Here is a 20,085-nt window from a genome sequence, read left to right as displayed (position 1 = left end):
GGCCGCAAATGCCGGCGCGGCCCGTGCCGGTACCGCGGGGAGAGGAAGAAAAAGAGAATGGCGGAAGACCTCTGCGAAAGTGAATCGCGCGGCCCGCTGCGAGCCCCGTTCAAATGAACATCGACGATGCAGAAAGAGGGTGCGCCTGCCATTCCGTCCGGAGCGGGCCTGCCGGCCACTCGCACTGCGTCGTCCTCCTTCCCTCGGGCGTGTCTTCGGAAAAGGTGCCGCGGCCGTGAACACGGGCCTTCCTGCGGACAGGATCGCCCAGGCGACAGGTGCGGCTCGCAAGGCTGCCGAGGAATTGGGCGTGCGCGTGGCGATCGCCATAGTCGACACCGGGGGCAATCTTGCCGGTTTCCTGCGATTACCCGGTGCATTCCTGGCATCGAGCGGCCTCGCAATCGACAAGGCCTGGACGGCAGCAAGCGTGAAGATGAATCGATTGCCGCAAGCGGCTTAGCCGCCTTCGGAGAAGCATAAATCAGGAGTTTGAAATGGCGCTAACCGGACTGCTCAGGGTAGGCGAAGTCTGCCTCCGGGTCTTCGATCTGGATGAAGCGCGCCGTCACTACGGCGATCGCATCGGACTGATCGAGACTTACCAGGGAGAAGACGACAAGCTCTACTACAAGTGCCCGGACGAGCATGACTGGTATTCGGTAGTCCTGCGCCAGGCAGATCAGGCGGGCGTCGAATACATTGCTTTCAAGACCCTCAACGATGCGGATCTTGAACAGTACGAGGCAGGCCTGTCCGAGTTCGGAATCGGCGTCACTTACGTCGAAGCCGGCGCTTATCCCAAGAGCGGAAGGCGGATGATCTTCACGCTGCCCACCGGGCACGAGATCCATATCTATGCGCACAAGGACCAGATCGGCAACGGCATGCCGACCCGCAATCCCGGCACGATCCCGGACGAGGGCTACATCCGCGGAATGCGCACGGTGCGCCTCGACCATGTGCTGATCGGGGGCCCCGACATCGGGGCCAACCGCGAGATCTTCAGCAAGGTTTTCGGGTTTGTCGTGAGCGAGCAACTCGTCGACCACGAGACCGAAACGCCTCTGGCCATCTTCATGTCGGCTTCCACCAAGCCGCACGACATCGCCTTCCTGCTCCAGCCCGAGCCGAACCGGTTCCACCACCTCTCGTTCCTGCTGGATTCGATCAACGACCTCTATCACGCCGCCGATCTCATCGGGAAACACGAGATCGCGATCGATGTCGCACCGAACCGTCATGGTGTAACAAGAGGCGCGACGATCTACTTCTTCGACCCGTCCGGCAATCGCAACGAAGTCTTCACCGGCGGCTATGTCCATTATCCCGACACGCCGACGTTGACCTGGGATACGACCCAGGTCGGCCGCGCCACCTTCTCTCACGACAACCTGCCGCGAGAGAGCTTTCTGAACGTGCTGACCTGACGCTGCCGCAAGCTGTCCCGTGAAGGCAGCGCTGGCGGGCGCGCATCACTCGAATTACCCTCCCTGCGGCAGGCGTGCCTCCACGACACGCCTGCCGGTTTTTCCGGAGTTGAAAGTGAGCAAGGAAACCGCGGTTGTCGTTGGCGTTACCGGGGCGTTCGGTTCCGTGATCGCCAGGAAGCTGATCGAGGCTGGCCTGTCCGTCGTCGGCGTGGCCCGCGACAGCGATGCGCTTGAGGCCATGCAAGATGCGCTCGGAGCCAGTTTCCTGCCTTGCACGGCAAACATCGGCGAAGACGCGGCAATTGCGGCGATTGCCGGATGCCTCCCCGATGCGCCTGTCGCCATGGTCGTGCATTCGGTGGGGCTCCCGGTCGCCGGCGGCGTCGCCAGTGCCCCGCCCGATGCGCTGACCGCGGCCTGCAACCTCAAGGCTTCGGGTTTCGTCCGGCTCGTGCGTGCCGTCGAAGGCCGCCTCCGGCGCGGTTCGCGGCTTGTCGCCATCGGCGGGCATTACGGCTTCGAACCCTCGCCCTATGCCGCCACGGCCGGTGTCGCCAATGCCGCGCTTGCCAATCTGGTGCGCCAGATGAGCTGGGCTTACGGCCCGGAAGGGATCACCGCACACCTGCTGGCGCCCGGCCCGGCCGATACCGAACGCCTGCGCAAGGTCGCCAAGGCCCGTGCCGAACATGCGGGCACGCCGTTCGACGTGGAGTACGAGGCCATGCGTTCGGACTCCGCGATCGGGGCCTTCACGACGGCCGAGCAAGTCGCCTGGGCCGTCGCCCTGCTGCTGGCGCCGGAGGCGGACGCACTCGCCGGGTCCAGTCTTGGCCTCGATTCCGGCCGCCGCCACGGCCTCTGAGAAAGGGACAGACATGCCTGTTGCCCAACTTGCCCTTGTACGAGGCGCCTTCGCGGACGAGGCTATCGGCACGATGCTGATCGAGCTCAGCCAGTTCTATGCCCGCGCGCTTTATCCCGATGCCCCGACCCCGCCGATCGAGCGCGTGCGGATCTTCGTCACGCTCATCGAAGCGCAGCACTGGGCGGCGGGCGGCGAACTGGCCAGCAAGGGGGCGGCGAGCGCGCCCTATTTCTCCTGCCTCGTGCTGACAGGCCGGACGCTGGAACAGCACCATCGGCTGATCGAAGGCTTCACCGACATTATCGCCCGCAACCTGGGATGCGATGGATCGGCCGTGCGCGGACAGGTCATTCCCGTAGAGCCGGACAACTGGGGGATTGGCGGCACGCCCGCCTCGATCGTGCGCCAGGCCGAAATCGCGGCACGTTCAGGCCGATAGGAAGACAGCAAGCGCCGGGACGCTTGCTGTCCCCGAGGATCAGGGCCTATTCGGCTGCCTCCAGCGTGATCGCGGCGCTGTTTTCCGCTTCGATGAGTCCCTGAAGGCGGCGGCGCATCTTCACCGCGGCCAGATCGTTCGACATCAGGACCGGGTTCATTGCGAAGAAATCCCGTTCGCCCATCTCCCGCTGGCAGGCGGCGATGACGGGACCGTCCTCGTTCTCGAACGCATCATGCATCGCGCGGATCTTCATGGCGTTGTACTCCGCATCATCCTCGATGTGGTTGCGCCGGGTCGCAAAGAAGTAATGCGTCGAGAATTCGTCTTCCGGGGTCACGCTATGCAGGTCGTACTGGCCGGGGCCTTCCTTCACGGGCGTATCATCCTGGGCGCAATAGAGCGAAAGCTGGATATTGCCCGGCGCGCTCCAGTTCACCTGTATCCAGTGGCGTGCCTCTTCCTCCGGGCGGGGCAGGAACTGGTTGAGGATAAGCATCGGCGGCGTCTGCTGCCATTCCCACGCGGCAGAGACCGTGCTTTCAGTTTCCTGCACATCCGGGAAGAGCGGAGAGAGCTGACCACGCGTGGAGATTATCTCGCCATGAACGTGATCGACATGGCTGAGGTCCATCACGTTGTCGAGGATCAGGCGGTAGTTGACCGGCAGTTTCATGTAAGTCCGCGCCACGCCATTCTCATGCCCTTCGTCGAGCGGCGAATAATCGGGAAGAAGCGCATGGTCGGCCGCTTCCTCCGCCATCCAGATCCACACGAAGCCATGCTTCTCCACGACCGGGAATGACCGTACGGCCAGCGCCTTGGTGACCACTCCCTTGCCGTGCGGGTTGTGCACGCAGGCGCCCGCGGAGTTGAATTTCAGGCCGTGGTACGGGCAGACGAGCGCATCGCCTTCGCGCCTGCCCATCGAGAGCGGTGCGAAGCGGTGCGGGCAGCGGTCGTGCAGGGCGACGGGACTGCCGTCCTCGCTGCGGTAGAGCACGACGGATGTGCCGAGGATCTTGCGGTGGAGCATTCCGTCAGTGCCGATCTCGTCCGCGGTGGCCGCGACGTACCAGGCATTCATCAGATATGGGGACGGATGGGTCATGGGCTTCCTTCTCCGGAACTGCCGGCCCTTTGCCGGTCTTGCGCACCATTTCCGCAAGCCCCGTGCCAGTTGCCGAAAGCGCCCCCTCCCGGCTTTTCCGCCTATAAACGGCAAATGAATTGAATAAAATTCGCCACGATCTAAGCTGCCAGGCAATAAAATTAGACATTGGGCGAGGCGTGATGGAGAGGACCTCAGATCAGAACACGGGGCGTGGATTGACCGACCCCTTTCGCATTTCGGACGACGAAGCCCTCGCCGACTTGCGCAACAGTTTCGTCTTCGATCCTGCCAACGCGGACATTCGGCTCGGCAACCGGCGCATGTTGCTCGTGGACGACCTGGGCCTTGGCATCATGCGCCGCGAACTCATCCAGTCGCTGGGCTACGAGCGGGCGCGAGGCGTCCTGTCGCGTATCGGATACGGTATCGGCGTGGCCGATGCCCAGCTCGCTCAGGACCTGCGCCGCGATGGCAACCTGATCGACGTGTACAAGGCCGGGCCGCAACTCCATGCGCTCAAGGGCGCCGTCCGGGTGGAGGAACTGGCGTTCGAAGCGGACTTCGAAGCGGGCCATTTCCATGGCGAATACGTCTGGCACAATTCAGCCGAATGCCTGTCCCACCGCAGCGAACATGGCATCGGCTCTCAGCCGGCCGGCTGGCAGCAGGTCGGCTACGCATCAGGCTATGCCTCCACCTTCTTCGGCCGTCCCATGGTGTTTCGCGAAATCGAATGCGTGGCGATGGGGCATGAGCGTTGCTATCTGGTCGGCAAGCCTGCCGACGAGTGGCCCGACGCGGACGCCGAGTTGCGCTGGTTCAGGGCCGAGACCTACAGCCGCCGGCCGCCGATTACGGCAGCGGACAAGACGGACGCCGACTTGCAGATCGGCTCGCGCGCGATGGTGGGGGCATCCTCGCAGTTCAATTCCGTGCTGCATCTGGTGGACAAGGTCGCGCCGACGCGCGCACCGGTCCTGTTTCTGGGCGAAAGCGGTGTCGGCAAGGAGGTCTTTGCGCGCGAACTCCACAAGCGCAGCCGCCGGGCCTTACAACCGTTTCTGGCCCTGAATTGCGCGGCAATTCCCGAAACGCTGGTGGAGGCCGAACTTTTCGGCGTCGAAAAGGGTGCGTTCACGGGAGCCGACCGGTCCCGGCCGGGCCGGTTCGAGCGGGCGTCCGGCGGCACCCTGTTTCTCGACGAGATCGGCACGCTGTCGCTAGCCGTGCAGGCCAAGCTCCTGCGCGTGCTGCAGGAGGGGGAATTCGAGCGGGTCGGCGGGACCAAACCGCTCAGGGCAGACGTCCGGCTGATTGCGGCCACGAATGCGGACCTGCGTTCGGAAGTCGCGAACGGGCGTTTTCGCGACGATCTGTTTCACCGGCTCAGCACGTTTCCCATCCATATCGCCCCCTTGAGGGAACGCCGCGCGGACATCCCGGTGCTGGCGAACCACTTCCTGCAACGGCTGTCCGCACGCCATGGGCGCAGCAGGATGCGCTTCGACGCCGATGTGGTCCGGTATTTCCATGACTATTCGTGGCCCGGCAACATCCGCGAGATGGAGAACCTGATCGAACGCGGGATCATCGTGGCCGAACGCGATGAACCGATCGGAATTCATCACCTGACGTTGGGCAGTGCCTCCATCCGGGACGATGGCGAGCATGGGTTCCTGCCCGATCCGTTTCATTCCTTTGTCGCCGAAAAGGCCGCAATGCATGGCGGCCATCATGAAGGCCTGGGCGATTTCCTGCTTGAGACCGGATTGGGCCTGCAGGACGTGACGGACCGCCTCATCGTCGCCGCATTGAAAGAGAACGGCGGCAATGTGCGCGCAGCAGCCCAGCAGATTGGCATGAGCCGGGCCCAGGTCCAGTACTGGAAGAAGATGCACGGCCAGGGATACGGCGTCTGACGGACACACAAACGATGGGGGACGCCAGCCAGCGCCCCCCATCCCTGATAACAGGCTTTCCTCAGGCCGCGACGGCCCGTGGCGTCTGCCTCAGCTCTCGATGAGGCCACGTTCCTTTGCCATGGTCAGGGCCGTATCCTCGATCATGTCTTCCTGACCGCCGATCATGCGCTTGCGTCCCAGTTCGACCAGAATGTCGCGGGCCGGAACGCCGTATTTGCGCGCGAATTCCTTGGCGTTGTAAAGGAATGTCGAATAGACGCCGGCATAACCAAGCGTCAGCGCATCGCGGTCCGCACGCGGCGGCTTTTCCATCATCGGCAGCACGCGGTCCTCGGCAACGTCCATCAGCTTGAACGTATCCACGCCGGTCACAATGCCCATGCGGTCGCAGACAGCGGAGAACACCTCAAGCGGCGTATTGCCGGCGCCAGCGCCAAAACCGGCGGCGGAACCATCGATGCGGCTTGCCCCGGCAGCAATCGCGGCCAGCGAATTGGCAATGCCCATGCCGAGATTGTGGTGGCCGTGAAAGCCGATTTCCGTTTCGGCTTGCAGCGCCGCGCGCAATGCGACGATCCGGGCCGTGACATCGTCGGGCAGCATGTAGCCCGCGCTGTCCACGCAATAGACCGTCGTCGCGCCATAGGATTCCATCAGCAGCGCCTGTTCGACCAGCGTCTCTACGTCGGTCATGTGCGCCATCATCAGGAAGCCCACAGTATCCATCCCGAGCTGGCGGCCGAGGCCGATGTGCTGTTCGGTCACGTCTGCCTCTGTGCAGTGCGAGGCGACGTGGACGCAGCCCGCGCCGCAATCGGCCGCCATGCGCAGTTCGTCCAGCGTGCCGATGCCCGGCACGTGCAGGACCGAAACGACTGCATTCTTCATCCGCGCGGCGACAGCGGAAATATATTCCCGGTCGCTGTGCTTGCCGCGCCCGTAGTTGAGCGAGGAGCCGCCCAGCCCGTCGCCATGCGTGACCTGCAGCAGCGGCACGCCCGCTTCGTCCAACCCGGTGGCGATATCGACCATCTGGTCCACCGAGATCTGGTGGCGCATCGAGTGCATGCCATCGCGCAGGCACATGTCGTGCAGCTTCACCTTGTGGCCGCGAACCTGTTCATCGAGAGTCATTACGCGGCCTCCGTCGCTGAAATGGGTTGGGGTACGAAACTGCCGTCGAGGATCTTGTGCGCGAACATTTCCGCCGTGCGCGCCGCAGCAGCCGTCATGATATCGAGATTACCGGCATATTTGGGCAGGAAATCGCCCAGCCCTTCGACCTCAAGGAAGATCGCAACCTTGCGGCCATCGAAAGTCGGCCCGTTCTTGAGCCGGTAGCCGGGCACATATTTCTGAACCTGCTCGACCATCGCGTGGACCGACCTGGTGATTGCCTCGCGGTCGGGCTCGTCTGCGGTCTCGCAATAGACCGTATCGCGCATCATCAGCGGCGGCTCAGCCGGATTGACGACGACGATCGCCTTGCCCTGCTTGGCGCCGCCGACCTTGGCGACGGCCGAAGAGGTCGTGCGGGTAAACTCGTCGATGTTCTTGCGCGTGCCCGGCCCGATCGACTTGGAGGCAACCGTGGCGATGATCTCGGCATAATCGACCGCCTGCACCGAGCTGACGGCATTGACCATCGGAATGGTCGCCTGCCCGGCGCAGGTCACCATGTTGACGTTCATGACTGAACGCTCGGCCAGGGTGGCCAGATTGACGGGCGGCACGCACAGCGGCCCGATGGCCGCCGGGGTCAGGTCGATCATCACCACGCCGAGCGCGTTCAGCTTGCGGCTGTTATCGGCATGGACATAGGCGGAGGTCGCGTCAAAAGCGATCTGTACGCCGTCTTCCAGCACGTGCGGGACCAGCCCGTCGACGCCTTCCTCGGTCGTCTTGAGCCCCAGTTCGCGCGCCCGCGCAAGGCCTGCAGAGGTCGGATCGACACCAACCATCCACACCGGCTCCAGCACGTCGGAACGCAGCAGCTTGTACAGCAGATCGGTACCGATATTGCCCGGCCCGATGATGGCGCATTTGATCTTGTTCATGAGGATACTTCCTGTGTCTCGTTCGCTTCCGCGAAAGTCACCCCGCCCACGGCGTAATGCCCGAGCGGTGTTTCATTGAGGATGATGCGTACCTGTTCGGCGCGCACGCCGAGTGAACTCATCGCCGCATCGGTGACGGCCCTGATGAAATCTCGCTTCATCGCCGTCGATCGCCCTTCGGCCAACACGACAGAAATAATGGGCATCAGTCTACCCTCATGTTGATGGAACCCATGTCCTGGAAACGCGCGCAGATGGCATCGCCGGTCTTGATCGGCAGCGCCTCGGTGGCCGCGCCGGTCAGGACCACGGCCCCGGCTGGCAGCGACTGGCCGCGCGTGTGCAGCCAGGACACCAGCATCCGCATCGCTTCCACCGGATGTCCGAGCACCGCGCCCGAGGCCGCGAATGCCACCGGTTCGCCATTGATCTCCAGAACGATGCCGATGGCCGAAAGGTCCAGCTCCTGCGGGCGGCGCGGCCTACCGCCCAGCACGAAGCGAGCGGACGAACCGTTGTCGGCCACCACGCTGGCCAGATCGAACTTGAACTTCTCGAAACGGCTGTCGAGGATCTCGATCGCGGGCTGGACGAAGTCGGTCGCGTCATAGACGTCCTGTGCGCCGACCTCCGGTCCCGAAAGCTCCTGCTTCATGACGAAGGCGATCTCGCCCTCGACGCGCGGATGGATCAGCCCCGTGGTCGGGACCACCCCGCCTTCGGCATCGCAGGTGTCGCGCATCAGCATGCCGAAACTCGGCACATCGACGCCCATCTGCACCATCTTCGCGCGCGAGGTCAGCCCGGCCTTGTAGCCGATCAGTTCGCGCCCGCGCGCCTGCCAGCGGCGCAGCAGCTCATCCTGCACGGCATAGCCATCGTCGATGGTCATGCCGGGGTGCGCATCGGTGATCTTGGCGATCGTGTGGCCGTTGCTCTGCGCTTCGTCGACGATGTCGGCGATAGTCGTGATGGCAGCCTGCTCAAGCATCGGCCTTCTCCCCGGAAAAACGAACCGAACAGCTGCCGATACCGCCCACCTTCATCGCCAACTGGTCGCCCGGTTCGACCGGGAACATCGGCCCCAGCGCACCGGAAAGGATCACTTCCCCGGCCAGGAACGGCATTCCCAGCCGCCCCAGTGTATTGGCAAGCCATGCCACTGCATTGACCGGCGATCCCTGCACCGCCGCGCCTGCCCCCGTCACGACCACTTCGCCGTTGCGCATCGCGACCATCCCGGCCAGCGCCAGATCGACATCGCGCGGATCGACCTTGTCCTCGCCCAGCACGTAAACGCCGCAGGAGGCATTGTCGGCGACGGTATCCTGGATGCGGATATCCCAGTCATCGATCCGGCTGTCGACGATCTCGAAGCAGGCCCGCACATGGTCGGTTGCGGCCAGCACATCCGCAGGCGTGATGCCGGGGCCTTTCAGGTCATGCTTCAGCACGAAGCCGATTTCGGCTTCCGCCTTCGGCTGGATCAGCGTCTCCATCGGGATTTCCGCCCCGTCAGGATAGGCCATGGCCGAAGTCAGGATACCAAAGTCGGGCTCGAACACGCCGATGGCCTGCTGGACCGCCCTGGAAGTGACGCCGATCTTCTTGCCAAGCACGGTCTCGCCCGCGGCAAGGCGCCGCTGCACCATGCACGCCTGAATGTGATAGGCATCGACAATGGTGATGCCTTCCACGCGGTCGCGCAGGTTGGGGATGGTCACGCCGGCAGCAAAGGCTTCGTAAAGCTCGTCACCGAGGCGCTCGATGAGGGTCTGTTCGATCGCCATGGCTTACAGCTTCACACAGACGTTACGCAGTTCGGTGTAGAATTCGAGGCTGTGCACCCCGCCTTCCCGGCCGATGCCGGAATGCTTGCTGCCGCCGAACGGCGTGCGCAGGTCGCGCAGGAACCAGCTGTTGATCCAGGTGATGCCGACATCTATCGCTTCGGCCATGCGGTGCGCGCACGAAAGGTCGGTGGTGAAGATCGAGGCCGAGAGACCGTATTCGGTATCGTTGGCAAGACCGATCACTTCATCCTCGGTGTCGAACGGGCGGACATGGCAGCACGGTCCGAAAATCTCTTCGTTCACCGCTGCGCTGTCATCGGCCAGACCGGTCCAGATCGTTGGCTGGACCCAATTCCCTCCAGCCAGTTCCTCAGGCATTTCCGGAACGCCACCGCCGGTCACGACGGTAGCGCCGTCGGCAACTGCCCTGGCGTAATAGGACAGAACCTTTTCGCGGTGCTCCTGCGAGATCAGCGGGCCAAAGCTGGTGCCTGCATCTTCAGGCCCGCCGGGCTTCAAAGCTTCGGCGCGCTCCTTGAGAGCGGCGACGAAACGCTCGAACAGCGGCCGCTCGACGAAGACACGTTCGGTGCCGAGGCAGACCTGCCCGCAATTGAGGAAGGCGGACCGGCCGATCGCCTCAAGCGTCACGTCCATGTCGGCATCGGCGAAGACGATCGCGCTGTTCTTGCCGCCCAGTTCGAACGACACATCGCGCAGCCCTTCGGCCGCCGCCTTCATGATCGCGGTGCCGGTGCGCGTCTCGCCAGTGAAGGTGATCGCATCCACGCCCGCATGCTCGGTCAGGAAACCGCCGGCGGAATTGGGGCCAAAGCCGTGGACGACGTTGTAGACGCCCCGCGGCACGCCCACTTCGTTCATCACCTCGCCCAGCAGGGTCGCGGTGCCCGGGGTTTCCTCGGACGGCTTGACGATGACCGCATTGCCGCAGGCCAGCGCCGGAGCGACCTTCCAGGTCATCAGCAGCAGCGGCGCGTTCCACGGACAGATCACGCCGATCACACCCTTGGGCTTGCGGATCGCATAGTTGAGCGCGCCCCTGCCGTCGGGCGTGGGCATCTGGAAGCTCTCGGTCGCGACATTCTTCACGACGTCGGCGAAAATCTTGAAGTTGGCAGCACCGCGCGGGATGAAGGCATGCTCCATCATCTTGCGCGGCTGTCCGGTGTCGGCCATCTCCGCCGCCACGAAATCGTCGAACCGGCGGGTAATGCCGTCGGCGACGGCGCGCATCAGGTCGGAGCGTTCCTCGACACTCATCCGGCCCCACGGCCCCCTCATCGCCGCGCGCGCCGCCTGAACTGCGGCATCGACTTCGGCCCGGCCACCTTCGGCCGCAAGACCGATCAGCGCGCCGTTATGGGGGCTGCGGCATTCGAAGGTCTTGCCGGACGTCCCCGCAGTGAAGGCGCCGTCTATGAAATGCATGAATTGAGTCACTTACGTCTCCATGGGGGCACGAAGCCCCGACAATGCAATACCTTGGTCGACCGGGAAGCCGGCTTCCCCGGCCGTTGCGATTGCCGTCCCCTTCATTTCAGACAGCCTTTTGCGCGGAGCGGGAGCGGCTCCAGGCTGATGTCGCTCGAGGGAAAGACACGGCAGGCCAGCACGACCCCTTCCGCCTCGTCACCCTCGGAGATGCGCGATCGCGTCATTTTTCCGGTCGAATAGCGGCCCTGGGTAATGCGGACCCGGCAAACGCCGCATCCACCGTTGCGACAGCCAACCTTTATGCCGCAGCGCCCGGCCCGGATCATGGCATCGAGCAGCGACTGGTTCTCGGAACAGTCGAAAGCCGTGCTCGCGCCAGCCACATCTACCAACCACCTATCCAGCGTTATCTCTCCCAAGCGTCCTCGCCCGATCATGCACCGTCTTGTCCGCGACGATTCCAACCGGGCCCTCTCACGGCGACCGAAGGGCTACCATCAGCAAGGCGAGACAATGGTAGCCCCTCATATGAATTACCCGCCAATACCATTTGAAGGGATTATCGATACCTCTCAGGTCTCACCCTTGCGACCGTTCAAAATGCCTTGAACAGCGGCGAGCGGGCCTGCTGCGCATCGGCGGCCGAGAGGAACTTTTCGGTGTAAATGTCCCGCTCGAACAGGCGGCCCTGCATCAGCGCGGTAATGCAGCTGTCGATCATCAGCGGCGGTCCGCACAGGTAGGCCTTGTGCTCGCGGAAATCGTTGCCGAAGCGATCGACCGCAGCCTCGTGCACGTATCCGCGAAAGCCGGTCCATGCGCTGCCTTCCGGCTCGTCGGACAGGGCCGGAACATAGTCGAAATTGGCATGGCGCTCGGCCAGGGCGAGGAACTCCTCATGGTAGTAGAGTTCCTCGCGGCTGCGCTGGCCATAGACCAGCGTAATCGGCAGATCGCACCCGCTGTCCAGCAGATCGAGGATCATCGAGCGCGGGCTCGACAGGCCGGAACCGCCCGCCATGAAGATCATCGGCACCCTGGCCGACTTGCGCACGAAAAAGCGCCCGTATGGCCCGGTAAGCGACACTCTGTCGCCCACACCAAGGCGATCGTGGACATAGCCGGTACCGGCACCGCCCAGGATGCGGCGGATGTTGAGCTCCACCTCGCCTTCGCCATTGGGGGCATTGGCGATGGAAAACGCGCGACTGCCGATCCCGTCGGGCAGGTGCAGGTTGACGTATTGCCCCGCCTGGAAATGCAGGTTGTCCCCGCCCTCCAGCTTGATCCAGACACCCCGGATCGTGGGCGTCAGATCCTCGATGCGTGTCACGGTTCCCGAATAGTCGCGGATCGGGATCACTTCCGCGTCCGGTTCCTCCTCGATCTCCGCCTCGATGACGACATCGTCTTCCACCGTCGCACAGCAGGCCAGCGCCTTGCCTTCGTCGCGCTCGAAATCCATCAGCGCGAAGCTGGACGCCTCGCCATAGTCCACCTCGCCATCGACGATGGTGACCTTGCAGGTGGCGCACAGGCCGTGACAGCAGGCGTGGGGCAGGTAGATCCCTGCGCGCAGGGCCGCATCGAGGATGGTCTGTCCCTCCTCGATCTCGACCTCCGCGCCGAGCGGCTCGATTGTCAGCGTATGACTCATGGCTCAGTCGTCCGGCATCAACGAGTTGAGCCCGGGCGTGGCCATGACGATCTTGTCCTTGTGGCCCACGCCGTTCTCGACAAGGCTGGCCTCGGGATCAATGGTGACGGACTTGCCGCCGATCGACCATTCCACCGCGTTCCAGTCGATGGCCTCGGCATCCGGATCGGGCGCAAGCAGCGGCTTGATGCGCTCATCCATGAACTCACCGAACTTCATGGTGCCGGACACGCAGAGAATGAAGGGTGCGGCGAACAGCAGGTGGCGTTCCCAGCAGAAGTAGACCAGCTGGTTCTCGCCATAGACCATGGCGGCGTCGCGCGGGGGGAACTGGTAAGTGCCGATGCTCGTAACGGGCATGGTTCGATCCTCTCGAAAGTGGGGCGGCGATCGCTCTTGCCGGCGCCGCCGCCCCGGGGGGGGGGATTAGGCAGTGGCGCTCTGGTGCTTCTTCCAGGCCTCGAAGCTCGCCTCGTCCTGCGAGCCGTGATAGTCGCCGTTGTCGACGCCCGGCTTCAGCCCGACCCATTCCATCCACTTGCCGACGTCGCCGAAGTTGGGTTCAGCGAAGAGCTGCGGCATGGGCAGCCACGACTGGACGTACTTCTGCGGCTCTTCGAGGAAGATGTCGCGGCAGCCGTCCGAGCAGAAGTGGTAGGTCTCACCCTCGAATTCGACCTCGCGGTGGCAATGGGTCGTGGGATCGCCCGGTTCGGTGAACACCGCCGGCAGCTGACACGTGTTGCACAGCTGGGCGAGGCCCAGGTTCTGATAGGGCGTGCCCGCTTCGGCCATCTTGCGGATGTGATCCCAGCGCGGACGGTAGTAGCGATCGAAGGTGTCGGGATACTTTTCCGACAGCCAGGCCATGTCCTCTTCCGAGGGGATCCAGGCGTGGAAGCTGGTTCCGAAGCACCACTGGTAGAGACCTAACATCAGTTGGTGCGACACGTGCTCCGCTGCCTCGTTGGCAACGTCCCAGCCCTTGGGCACGCGCACGCCGTAGCGGGCAAGGTCATTGAACAGCGCGCCGCCGTTCTCGACGCCATAGACCTGCCAGGCTTCCTTCCAGCTCATCACGCGCTTGGGCAGCATGTAGTCCATCATCGCGCCGACCAGCGTGAGCATGCGCATGCCGCGCCAGAACCACTTGTCGAGCCATTTCTGGACGATCGGCAGGTTGTCGGGGTCCTGCTCCAGCATGAACTTGATGCATTCCAGGCCCAGCGTCATGTGCCGCGCCTCGTCCGACTGGGCGGAGAAGCCAAAGGTCACCGTGGCCATGTCGCCATTGTACGCCGCGCCCGACATGAAGGGCACGAACAGCAGGTTGGTCAGCACGTATTCGAAGGCAAAACCGATCGCGGTGATGAATTCGAAAGGACCGCCAGACATCGCGTCATCGAAGAACGAGCGCGGTACCGAGGTATACCAGATGCGGTCGCGTGCATCGGCGAAGCTGTGGAAGCCATTGTAGAACTTGTTGTAGTTCGACATCGCGTGGATCTGCGTCTGCGCGTGCCGGATTTCGTCGAGCGACTGCATCTGGCAGGCGACCTGCGTGCCCACGCCCTCGAATTCGCGGCCGATCCGGGCAAAGCCCTTGTGCGCTGCATATTCGCCCGGACTGATCGCCTGCAGGAACAGCTTGATCGCCGTCAGATAGCGTCCGTCGGTGATGTTGAGATGGCCGTTGTTCTGCGCATGGGCATCGATGATCGCGTAGAACTTGCGTTCCTTTTCCGCCTGATATTTCCAGTAAGCGTCCATCGTCAGGCGGAAGGGGTCCTCCCACTTGTCCCAGTCGTGGATCTTGATCCCCTCGTAATGGGTATAGGGAAAGATCTTTTCCTTCGCCTGATAGCTGGGTTCCCAGCCCAGATCGCGCGTCAGCAGGCTATAGCGTTCCTTGATGCCCAGCTTGGGCTGTTTCACTTGCATGTCCATGTGACCTCTCCTTTCACGCGTCCCAGCTGAGCGTCAGCCGCTCCTCGTCCTCTTCGACATGGCCGGAGAGGGTAATGAGATTGATGTGCAGTTCCTGAAGATCGAAATCGCGCCCGATCAGATCCTCGATCGAAGACCGGTTGATGGTCATGTGACCCGGCGCGAACACGCGGACCATCGCCGGCTGGTCCTCGGCCTGGGCTTCTGGATTGTCGGCCAGAATCGCTTCCACGATAGGGCGCGTGTCCTCGTTGGCCTGAAATGCGATAAATACGTTCGACATGGCTCGGCTCCGTTTCAGAGAGAGACGCCGGCCTTGGCCAGCTGCGCCTTGAGATCGTCGAGCCCGCCGGCCAGAAGCTGGTCGGCATCCTCACCCATGACCTTCGCGATAACCGGCAGCAGCGCGGCCATCGCCCGCTCGCTCCAGGTCCGGAACCACTCGCCGATGATGACGGCATTGGCCTCGCTTTCCGCGGCGGCGACCTTCACCACGGATATCGCCCATTTGCGGGTTTCCTTGCCCCAGTCCGTCATGAACTGGGTCAACATGCTGACCGGCGCGGCACCGTTCTGGGCCATGCGGCCATCGATGATGCTGTCGTAGATCAGCGGATAGAGCAGCCCGTCGATCACCACGTCCTGGGCGATGAACAGCTCGAACGGATCGCGGACGACGAGCGTGTCCTCGACCAGCCGGCGCAGCGGCTGCCACTCCTCGTTGTCCATCCACTGCGCCTTGCCTCTGGCCAGCGCATCCACGCCGCCCAGCATCAGGCCGATGCGCGACAGATATTGCGCCACCGCCAGGCAATCCATGCCGTAATAGAGGCAGGGCTGGGTGAAGGGGGTTCCGAAGCCGTACCCGCTGACCAGCACATTGTTCTGGTTCGCCCCCCAGGCCGCGTGCCTGAGGGGAACGAGCAGGTCCAGAATCTGCTCGCGCATCTCTTCGGGAACCGTCAGATGCAGGCCGCGGCTTTCGACCAGAGCGAAAGCACCTTCCGCAGCCTCCTGCTGGCGCGCACGGGTCAGCACATAGGAATTGTAATAGTACTGGCGCGGATCCTTGAGCGCATGCCAGTCCGCCATCACGATCCGGCTGATCGTCGGGTCATAAAGCTCCTGCTCCGGCGCCCAGGTCGGACGATAGTGCAGGTTTTCGGTCGCCTGAATATCATATGACGCCTCCTGGTAACGCGAGGCTGGCTTGTCGCCGAACCGCCGCACCAGATGATCGAACGCCTTTCGCTTGGGCTCGATATTCACTGTCTTGAGATCAATCTGCATCGCGATCCCTCCAAAAGAATTGTTTCAAAAATCCGAGAGCTTGCGCTGAACATCGGACGGGCGCCACGACATCGCGCGCTCTGCATCGTCCTCAGCCGCGCACGGCCCCGCTTCAGTCCCAATCAGAGTGGCGGCATTGGCCGAACAGAATTCGGCAAAGGCATCCGGCGGAAGCATCAGTTCGACGGCCAGCGAAAGGTCGCCGATGCCGAATTCGAACTCGATGATTCCATTGCGTTGGCCGGTCACCCGAACATATTTCCGGCTGGGATCGAACGGGGCCATCTCGCTGCCCACGGCCACCTCAGGTCACGACTGTCAGGAAGGTCTCGTGCAGTTTGCGCTGCGGGTAATCGAGGCCCTGACCGAAATTGTCGAACGTCCAGGTGAGCGGTTCGTAATCGGGATAAGGCAGGTAGCCGCCCATGAACGTCTCGAAGCGATTGCCGGACGGGTCCCAGGCATAGATGGTGCAGCCCCGAGTGATCCCGTGGCGCGTCGGCCCGATGTCGACATCGACCTCGTTCATCGACATGATGTCGCCCGCGCGCAGCACCTTTTCCCAGCTTTCCATCAGGAACGAGCAATGGTGCAGCTTGCCCGGCTCGGGGTACTCGGCGAACGCCACGTCGTGCACCTTCTGGCCGCAGGACAGCCAGATCGCAGCCTCGCCCTCACCATCTGGCGTCAGCACCCGTTCCACCAGATAGAAGCCGAGGATGTCGATGAAGATCTTCTTCACCTCGGCAATGTTCGGCCCATAGAGCAGCGCATGGTCGAACCGGATCGGCGCAATTCCACGCTCGCTCTGTTCGCACCACGGCCCCGGGTTGGTCATCGGGATGCCGTTGCCCACCTGCGTCTTGGTCGCGAAGAGCTCGATCAAATGGCCCGAAGGAAGCGTGAAGCGCACGCGCCTGCCGGTTTCCAGCAGGTCGCCGGCGGCCTTTTCCTCGGTCTCGATGCCTGCCGCTTCCAGCTTGTCGCGGAATACATCCAGCGTCAGCTCGTCGCGCACCTTGAAGGCCAGGAAGTCGATCCCCGCCTCATCGGCCTCGCGCAGAATCAGGCTGTGATGATCGCGCTCGTCCCAGCATTTGAAATAGACGCGCCCGCTGTCGTCCCGGCCGGTTTCTACCAGACCGAGCACGTCCCGGTAGAACGTAACCGCTTTGTCGAGTTCAAGTACGCGCACCTGGGCATGGCCAGGCCGCATGACTCCTTCAAGTGCCATTTGGCTATCCTCTCAACTTTCGTTCTCGGCCCCACCAGCGTTTCGGGCGGGGTCGAGAACAAAGTTAGCAAGGGCCATGCCAAACGCGTTTTTGCGGAAATTCACGCAATTGCGCTACTCTTCGCCCGTCATGCAAAGGCGGGGATGTACAATCTTGTCACTTGCGAGCCCGGCTCTTTACAGAATTGTCAATTCGCAGCCGGAAGGTCGTCGAGAGATAGCAGTCCGAACTTCTGCATCCGGTACGCCATCTGCCGCCGCGTCAGCTTCAGGCTGCGCGCCGCGTCAGCGACATTGCCCTTGCTGGCCTGCACCGCCAGCTCGACCAGCATCTTCTCCTGCTCCTCCAGATCGACGCCCAGTTCGAACAATTGCTGCGCCAATGCTGCGCGCCGCGCCTCCAGTTCACCTTGCCCCGCACCTTCAAGCGCGGAGGCGGCAGGGCCGACCAGCGCCTGCAGCGCTTGGGGCAAGTGCTCGGTCCCGATCGGCTCACCGTCATCGGCCAGCAGTACCGCCCGCTCGATGTAGTTTTCCAGTTCCCTGACATTGCCCGGCCAAGCGTAGCATTCCAGCGCGTGCAAGGCGCGCTCGGTGATACGGGGGATCTCCTTGCCGTAGACGGGCGAATAGCGTTCCAGCATGGACTGCGCGATCAGGCCGACGTCGCCGCAGCGCTCCCGCAGCGGAGGGATGGATATCGGATAGGTGGCCAGCCGGTAATAGAGGTCGGACCGGAAACGGGCGGCCCTGATGGCTTCGCCAAGATCGACGTTGGTGGCCGAAATCACGCGAACGTCCACCTTGATCACCTTGTCGTCGCCCAGCCGCTCCACCTCGCCGGTCTGCAGCACCCGCAACAGCTTTGCCTGGGCGGCAAGGGGCAGGTCGCCGACCTCATCGAGAAAGATGGTGCCCTTGTCGGCCCGCTCGAAGCGACCCGGGCGAGTCTCGTCGGCGCCGGTATAGGCACCTCGACGCACGCCGAACAGTTCGGCCTCGACAAGCTCCGCCGGGATGGCCGAACAATTGACCGCGACGAAGGGGCCTGAAGACACTTGCGAGTGTTCATGCAGCCAGCGGGCGAACACTTCCTTGCCCACGCCCGTTTCGCCAAGGAGAAGCACGCTGATGCGCCCCCTAGCCGCCTTTTCCAGCAGCGAGAACGCCTGCAGAAACGGTTGGGAACTACCCACGACATTGCGGGGAAGGCACTGCTCCGGGTGTTTTGCGGGGCGGTTGGACATGCGCCTCAGACGGCGCAGCTCGTCCTCCATCTCGGCTTGAGCGGGATCGTCCTGCTCCGACCAGGAATCGAATACCAGTTGTTCGCTATCCCAGATTTCAACGGGCTTTCCGATCGTGACGCAGTGATCGTGGCCGGTGCACGAGCACTGCGTTTCCTGGAACACGACCAGCCGCTTGAAGAACTCGGTCACATAGCCCGAGGCATAGCCGCAAGCCGTCCAGCAGGCACCAGGATAGTCCTCGTCGATCTCCAGTTCCTGATCGAGATGGGCCTGCACTTCCCAGCTGTTGCGCCAGTGCACCTCGCCCTTGAAAATCCCGTTTTCCCAATCGATGTCGGCCTGCACGATATTGGCCTGGGCAACGCCTTCGAGGGCGTGGAGCGCGGGACCGATGCGGAACACGTCATAGTCCTCGGCACCGCCCAGGTGCTTGGCCGCCAGTTGCGCATCCTGCTTGCCGGACTGGAACCCGAAGCGCCACAGCATGTTTCGCGCGCGCCGCAGGCCCAGTTGGTCGACAAGCTGCCGGCGCAACCTGGCCATCGAGCGTGCGTGGACCAGCAGCATTCTCGATTCGCCAAGCCAGAGCTGACCTTCCGCAGGCTTGAATTCCACACCGGCGCGAAGATCGAATTTCTCGATCAGGTTGTGCTCATCCACGACTATCCTCTCACGCCATCAGGCAGTGTGTTCCTTTGGAACTTTCGGCAACCCTAGCAAGCAAAGTGGGGGACTGCGAGCAGGCCCGCACTCCCCCGGAACGACACTTTGGTCTGATCAGAACTTCGTACCCAGCCGCACGTACCACTCACGCGGACGGCTGTAGATGCCGGCGATGACGCCCGAGGCCGGGATCGCCGAACCGGAGGTGACGTAGCGCTCGTTGGTCAGGTTGGTCCCGCCGATCGTCACCGAATAGGCCTTGTCCGGCGCGTTGAAGATCACGCTCGCGTTGACAACCGAGGTCGAGGGCCGGTTGATCAGCAAGGTGCCTTCCACATTGTTCCGCTGCGAGGAGGTGTAGGTGTAGTCCGCAATCAGCGAGAGTTCGGCACCGGCGCCTCCGATCGGCAGATCGATGCGCGGCGAGATGTTGGCCTTCCACGTCGGGGTCTTGGGCAGGTCACCGCCCACGGTCGCGCCAAGCTGGAAGGAGTTGGGCGCACTCGTCACCTGTACGGCGGGGTCGAGGTAGGTGTAGTGCGAGTCGATGTAGCCGAGCGCCGAATTGATCGTGAGGAACGGAGCGGGCTTCGCAATCAACTCGATCTCGATACCCTTGATCCGCGCATCGCCCACGTTGGCGATCGTCGGCGAGGTGCCCACCTGGTAGTTGAGCTGGATACCGGTGTACTTGGTGGTGAAGGCCGCGAGGTTGAAGATCAGCCGGCGGTTGAGCAGCGTGGACTTCAGGCCGACTTCCCAGGTCTTCGCCTTTTCGGGGCCGAAACCGGACACCGAAGTCTGCGGCGTCGTATAGCGCGTGGTCCAGCCGCCGGTCTTGTAGCCTGCCGAGTAGGAACCGTAGAGCATCACGTCGTCAGACGGGTGCAGCTGGATGCCGAACTTGGGCGAGAAGTTGTTGAACTTCTTGTGATTGATACCTGGGGCATAAACCCGCAGCGG

Annotated in this window: 22 protein-coding genes; 5 read left to right on the top strand and 17 right to left on the bottom strand. The window is 63.1% G+C overall.

Annotation, left to right across the window (positions count from 1 at the left end; translation table 11 throughout):
* The first annotated feature begins 235 nt into the window (after positions 1-235).
* From NN5_RS18325 to NN5_RS18310, 4 genes are all read left to right on the top strand, one after another.
* Complete coding sequence (locus NN5_RS18325) at positions 236-463, top strand: GlcG/HbpS family heme-binding protein (RefSeq protein WP_084385035.1); 228 nt, start codon at positions 236-238, stop codon at positions 461-463.
* Positions 464-497: 34 nt separating this feature from the next.
* Positions 498-1,430: a catechol 2,3-dioxygenase gene (locus NN5_RS18320; RefSeq protein WP_067736676.1), complete on the top strand. Its 933-nt coding sequence runs from the start codon at positions 498-500 to the stop codon at positions 1,428-1,430.
* A 115-nt stretch (positions 1,431-1,545) separates the two neighbouring features.
* On the top strand, positions 1,546-2,298 hold the full coding sequence (locus tag NN5_RS18315) for an SDR family oxidoreductase (RefSeq protein WP_067736673.1): 753 nt from the start codon (positions 1,546-1,548) through the stop codon (positions 2,296-2,298).
* Positions 2,299-2,311: 13 nt separating this feature from the next.
* Positions 2,312-2,740, top strand: coding sequence for a tautomerase family protein (locus NN5_RS18310; RefSeq protein ID WP_067736671.1), 429 nt, complete (start codon positions 2,312-2,314; stop codon positions 2,738-2,740).
* Positions 2,741-2,786: 46 nt separating this feature from the next.
* Here the strand turns inward: NN5_RS18310 and NN5_RS18305 are convergent, their stop codons facing one another.
* Positions 2,787-3,851, bottom strand: a complete 1,065-nt coding sequence (locus NN5_RS18305; protein ID WP_067736669.1) for a Rieske 2Fe-2S domain-containing protein — start codon at positions 3,849-3,851, stop codon at positions 2,787-2,789.
* Positions 3,852-4,069: 218 nt separating this feature from the next.
* Here NN5_RS18305 and NN5_RS18300 point away from each other — a divergent pair, with 218 nt between their 5' ends.
* A complete protein-coding gene (locus tag NN5_RS18300; protein WP_245656607.1) occupies positions 4,070-5,773 on the top strand; it encodes a sigma-54-dependent Fis family transcriptional regulator in 1,704 nt (567 codons plus the stop codon).
* Positions 5,774-5,863: 90 nt separating this feature from the next.
* Here the strand turns inward: NN5_RS18300 and dmpG are convergent, their stop codons facing one another.
* From dmpG to NN5_RS18220, 16 genes are all read right to left on the bottom strand, one after another.
* The gene (gene dmpG / locus NN5_RS18295; protein ID WP_067736663.1) at positions 5,864-6,910 is read right to left on the bottom strand and encodes a 4-hydroxy-2-oxovalerate aldolase; all 1,047 of its coding nucleotides are present in this window, start codon (positions 6,908-6,910) and stop codon (positions 5,864-5,866) included.
* Positions 6,910-7,833, bottom strand: a complete 924-nt coding sequence (locus tag NN5_RS18290; protein ID WP_067736660.1) for an acetaldehyde dehydrogenase (acetylating) — start codon at positions 7,831-7,833, stop codon at positions 6,910-6,912. The genes dmpG and NN5_RS18290 overlap by 1 nt, the downstream gene beginning before the upstream one ends.
* A complete protein-coding gene (locus NN5_RS18285; RefSeq protein WP_067736657.1) occupies positions 7,830-8,039 on the bottom strand; it encodes a tautomerase family protein in 210 nt (69 codons plus the stop codon). Before NN5_RS18285 ends, NN5_RS18290 begins: the two co-directional genes overlap by 4 nt.
* The gene (locus tag NN5_RS18280; protein ID WP_067736654.1) at positions 8,039-8,824 is read right to left on the bottom strand and encodes a 2-keto-4-pentenoate hydratase; all 786 of its coding nucleotides are present in this window, start codon (positions 8,822-8,824) and stop codon (positions 8,039-8,041) included. The genes NN5_RS18285 and NN5_RS18280 overlap by 1 nt, the downstream gene beginning before the upstream one ends.
* Positions 8,817-9,623 carry a 2-oxopent-4-enoate hydratase gene (gene dmpE, locus NN5_RS18275; RefSeq protein WP_084385033.1) on the bottom strand — a complete coding sequence of 269 codons (807 nt, stop codon included), beginning with the start codon at positions 9,621-9,623 and terminating at the stop codon, positions 8,817-8,819. The genes NN5_RS18280 and dmpE overlap by 8 nt, the downstream gene beginning before the upstream one ends.
* 3 nt (positions 9,624-9,626) lie before the next feature.
* Positions 9,627-11,087 (bottom strand): 2-hydroxymuconic semialdehyde dehydrogenase, encoded by a 1,461-nt coding sequence (locus NN5_RS18270; RefSeq protein WP_245656606.1) that lies wholly within the window; start codon positions 11,085-11,087, stop codon positions 9,627-9,629.
* Positions 11,088-11,179: 92 nt separating this feature from the next.
* A complete protein-coding gene (locus tag NN5_RS18265) occupies positions 11,180-11,500 on the bottom strand; it encodes a 2Fe-2S iron-sulfur cluster binding domain-containing protein (protein WP_245656605.1) in 321 nt (106 codons plus the stop codon).
* A gap of 176 nt (positions 11,501-11,676) precedes the next feature.
* Positions 11,677-12,738 carry an NADH:ubiquinone reductase (Na(+)-transporting) subunit F gene (locus NN5_RS18260; RefSeq protein WP_067736647.1) on the bottom strand — a complete coding sequence of 354 codons (1,062 nt, stop codon included), beginning with the start codon at positions 12,736-12,738 and terminating at the stop codon, positions 11,677-11,679.
* A 3-nt stretch (positions 12,739-12,741) separates the two neighbouring features.
* The gene (locus NN5_RS18255; protein ID WP_067736645.1) at positions 12,742-13,098 is read right to left on the bottom strand and encodes a phenol hydroxylase subunit P4; all 357 of its coding nucleotides are present in this window, start codon (positions 13,096-13,098) and stop codon (positions 12,742-12,744) included.
* 66 nt (positions 13,099-13,164) lie between these two features.
* Entirely contained in the window at positions 13,165-14,685 is a 1,521-nt protein-coding gene (locus NN5_RS18250; protein WP_067736642.1) for an aromatic/alkene/methane monooxygenase hydroxylase/oxygenase subunit alpha, read from the bottom strand.
* A gap of 13 nt (positions 14,686-14,698) precedes the next feature.
* On the bottom strand, positions 14,699-14,968 hold the full coding sequence (locus NN5_RS18245) for an MmoB/DmpM family protein (protein ID WP_067736640.1): 270 nt from the start codon (positions 14,966-14,968) through the stop codon (positions 14,699-14,701).
* Between the two features lie 14 nt (positions 14,969-14,982).
* The gene (locus NN5_RS18240; RefSeq protein ID WP_067736637.1) at positions 14,983-15,975 is read right to left on the bottom strand and encodes a ferritin family protein; all 993 of its coding nucleotides are present in this window, start codon (positions 15,973-15,975) and stop codon (positions 14,983-14,985) included.
* Between the two features lie 24 nt (positions 15,976-15,999).
* Positions 16,000-16,272 (bottom strand): phenol hydroxylase subunit, encoded by a 273-nt coding sequence (locus tag NN5_RS18235; RefSeq protein WP_245656604.1) that lies wholly within the window; start codon positions 16,270-16,272, stop codon positions 16,000-16,002.
* 7 nt (positions 16,273-16,279) lie between these two features.
* Positions 16,280-17,209, bottom strand: coding sequence for a catechol 2,3-dioxygenase (locus NN5_RS18230; protein ID WP_067736631.1), 930 nt, complete (start codon positions 17,207-17,209; stop codon positions 16,280-16,282).
* Positions 17,210-17,397: 188 nt separating this feature from the next.
* The gene (locus tag NN5_RS18225) at positions 17,398-19,119 is read right to left on the bottom strand and encodes a sigma-54-dependent Fis family transcriptional regulator (protein WP_067736628.1); all 1,722 of its coding nucleotides are present in this window, start codon (positions 19,117-19,119) and stop codon (positions 17,398-17,400) included.
* A 117-nt stretch (positions 19,120-19,236) separates the two neighbouring features.
* The coding region (locus tag NN5_RS18220) for a TonB-dependent receptor (protein WP_157081207.1) at positions 19,237-20,085 on the bottom strand (849 nt) is incomplete at its 5' end.

It is taken from the genome of Novosphingobium naphthalenivorans NBRC 102051 (genome assembly GCF_001590985.1).
GTDB classification, from domain to species: domain Bacteria; phylum Pseudomonadota; class Alphaproteobacteria; order Sphingomonadales; family Sphingomonadaceae; genus Novosphingobium; species Novosphingobium naphthalenivorans.
The sequence above is the reverse complement of the archived record's forward strand: the minus strand, read 5'-3'. Positions and strand labels throughout refer to the sequence as shown.

Excerpts from the sequence above, each read along its gene's own strand:
- NN5_RS18320 (WP_067736676.1), top strand. The coding sequence starts at position 498 with ATGGCGCTAACCGGACTGCTCAGGGTAGGCGAAGTCTGCCTCCGGGTC.
- NN5_RS18310 (WP_067736671.1), top strand. The coding sequence starts at position 2,312 with ATGCCTGTTGCCCAACTTGCCCTTGTACGAGGCGCCTTCGCGGACGAG.
- NN5_RS18305 (WP_067736669.1), bottom strand. The coding sequence starts at position 3,851 with ATGACCCATCCGTCCCCATATCTGATGAATGCCTGGTACGTCGCGGCC.
- dmpG (WP_067736663.1), bottom strand. The coding sequence starts at position 6,910 with ATGACTCTCGATGAACAGGTTCGCGGCCACAAGGTGAAGCTGCACGAC.
- NN5_RS18290 (WP_067736660.1), bottom strand. The coding sequence starts at position 7,833 with ATGAACAAGATCAAATGCGCCATCATCGGGCCGGGCAATATCGGTACC.
- NN5_RS18285 (WP_067736657.1), bottom strand. The coding sequence starts at position 8,039 with ATGCCCATTATTTCTGTCGTGTTGGCCGAAGGGCGATCGACGGCGATG.
- NN5_RS18280 (WP_067736654.1), bottom strand. The coding sequence starts at position 8,824 with ATGCTTGAGCAGGCTGCCATCACGACTATCGCCGACATCGTCGACGAA.
- dmpE (WP_084385033.1), bottom strand. The coding sequence starts at position 9,623 with ATGGCGATCGAACAGACCCTCATCGAGCGCCTCGGTGACGAGCTTTAC.
- NN5_RS18260 (WP_067736647.1), bottom strand. The coding sequence starts at position 12,738 with ATGAGTCATACGCTGACAATCGAGCCGCTCGGCGCGGAGGTCGAGATC.
- NN5_RS18255 (WP_067736645.1), bottom strand. The coding sequence starts at position 13,098 with ATGCCCGTTACGAGCATCGGCACTTACCAGTTCCCCCCGCGCGACGCC.
- NN5_RS18250 (WP_067736642.1), bottom strand. The coding sequence starts at position 14,685 with ATGGACATGCAAGTGAAACAGCCCAAGCTGGGCATCAAGGAACGCTAT.
- NN5_RS18245 (WP_067736640.1), bottom strand. The coding sequence starts at position 14,968 with ATGTCGAACGTATTTATCGCATTTCAGGCCAACGAGGACACGCGCCCT.
- NN5_RS18240 (WP_067736637.1), bottom strand. The coding sequence starts at position 15,975 with ATGCAGATTGATCTCAAGACAGTGAATATCGAGCCCAAGCGAAAGGCG.
- NN5_RS18230 (WP_067736631.1), bottom strand. The coding sequence starts at position 17,209 with ATGGCACTTGAAGGAGTCATGCGGCCTGGCCATGCCCAGGTGCGCGTA.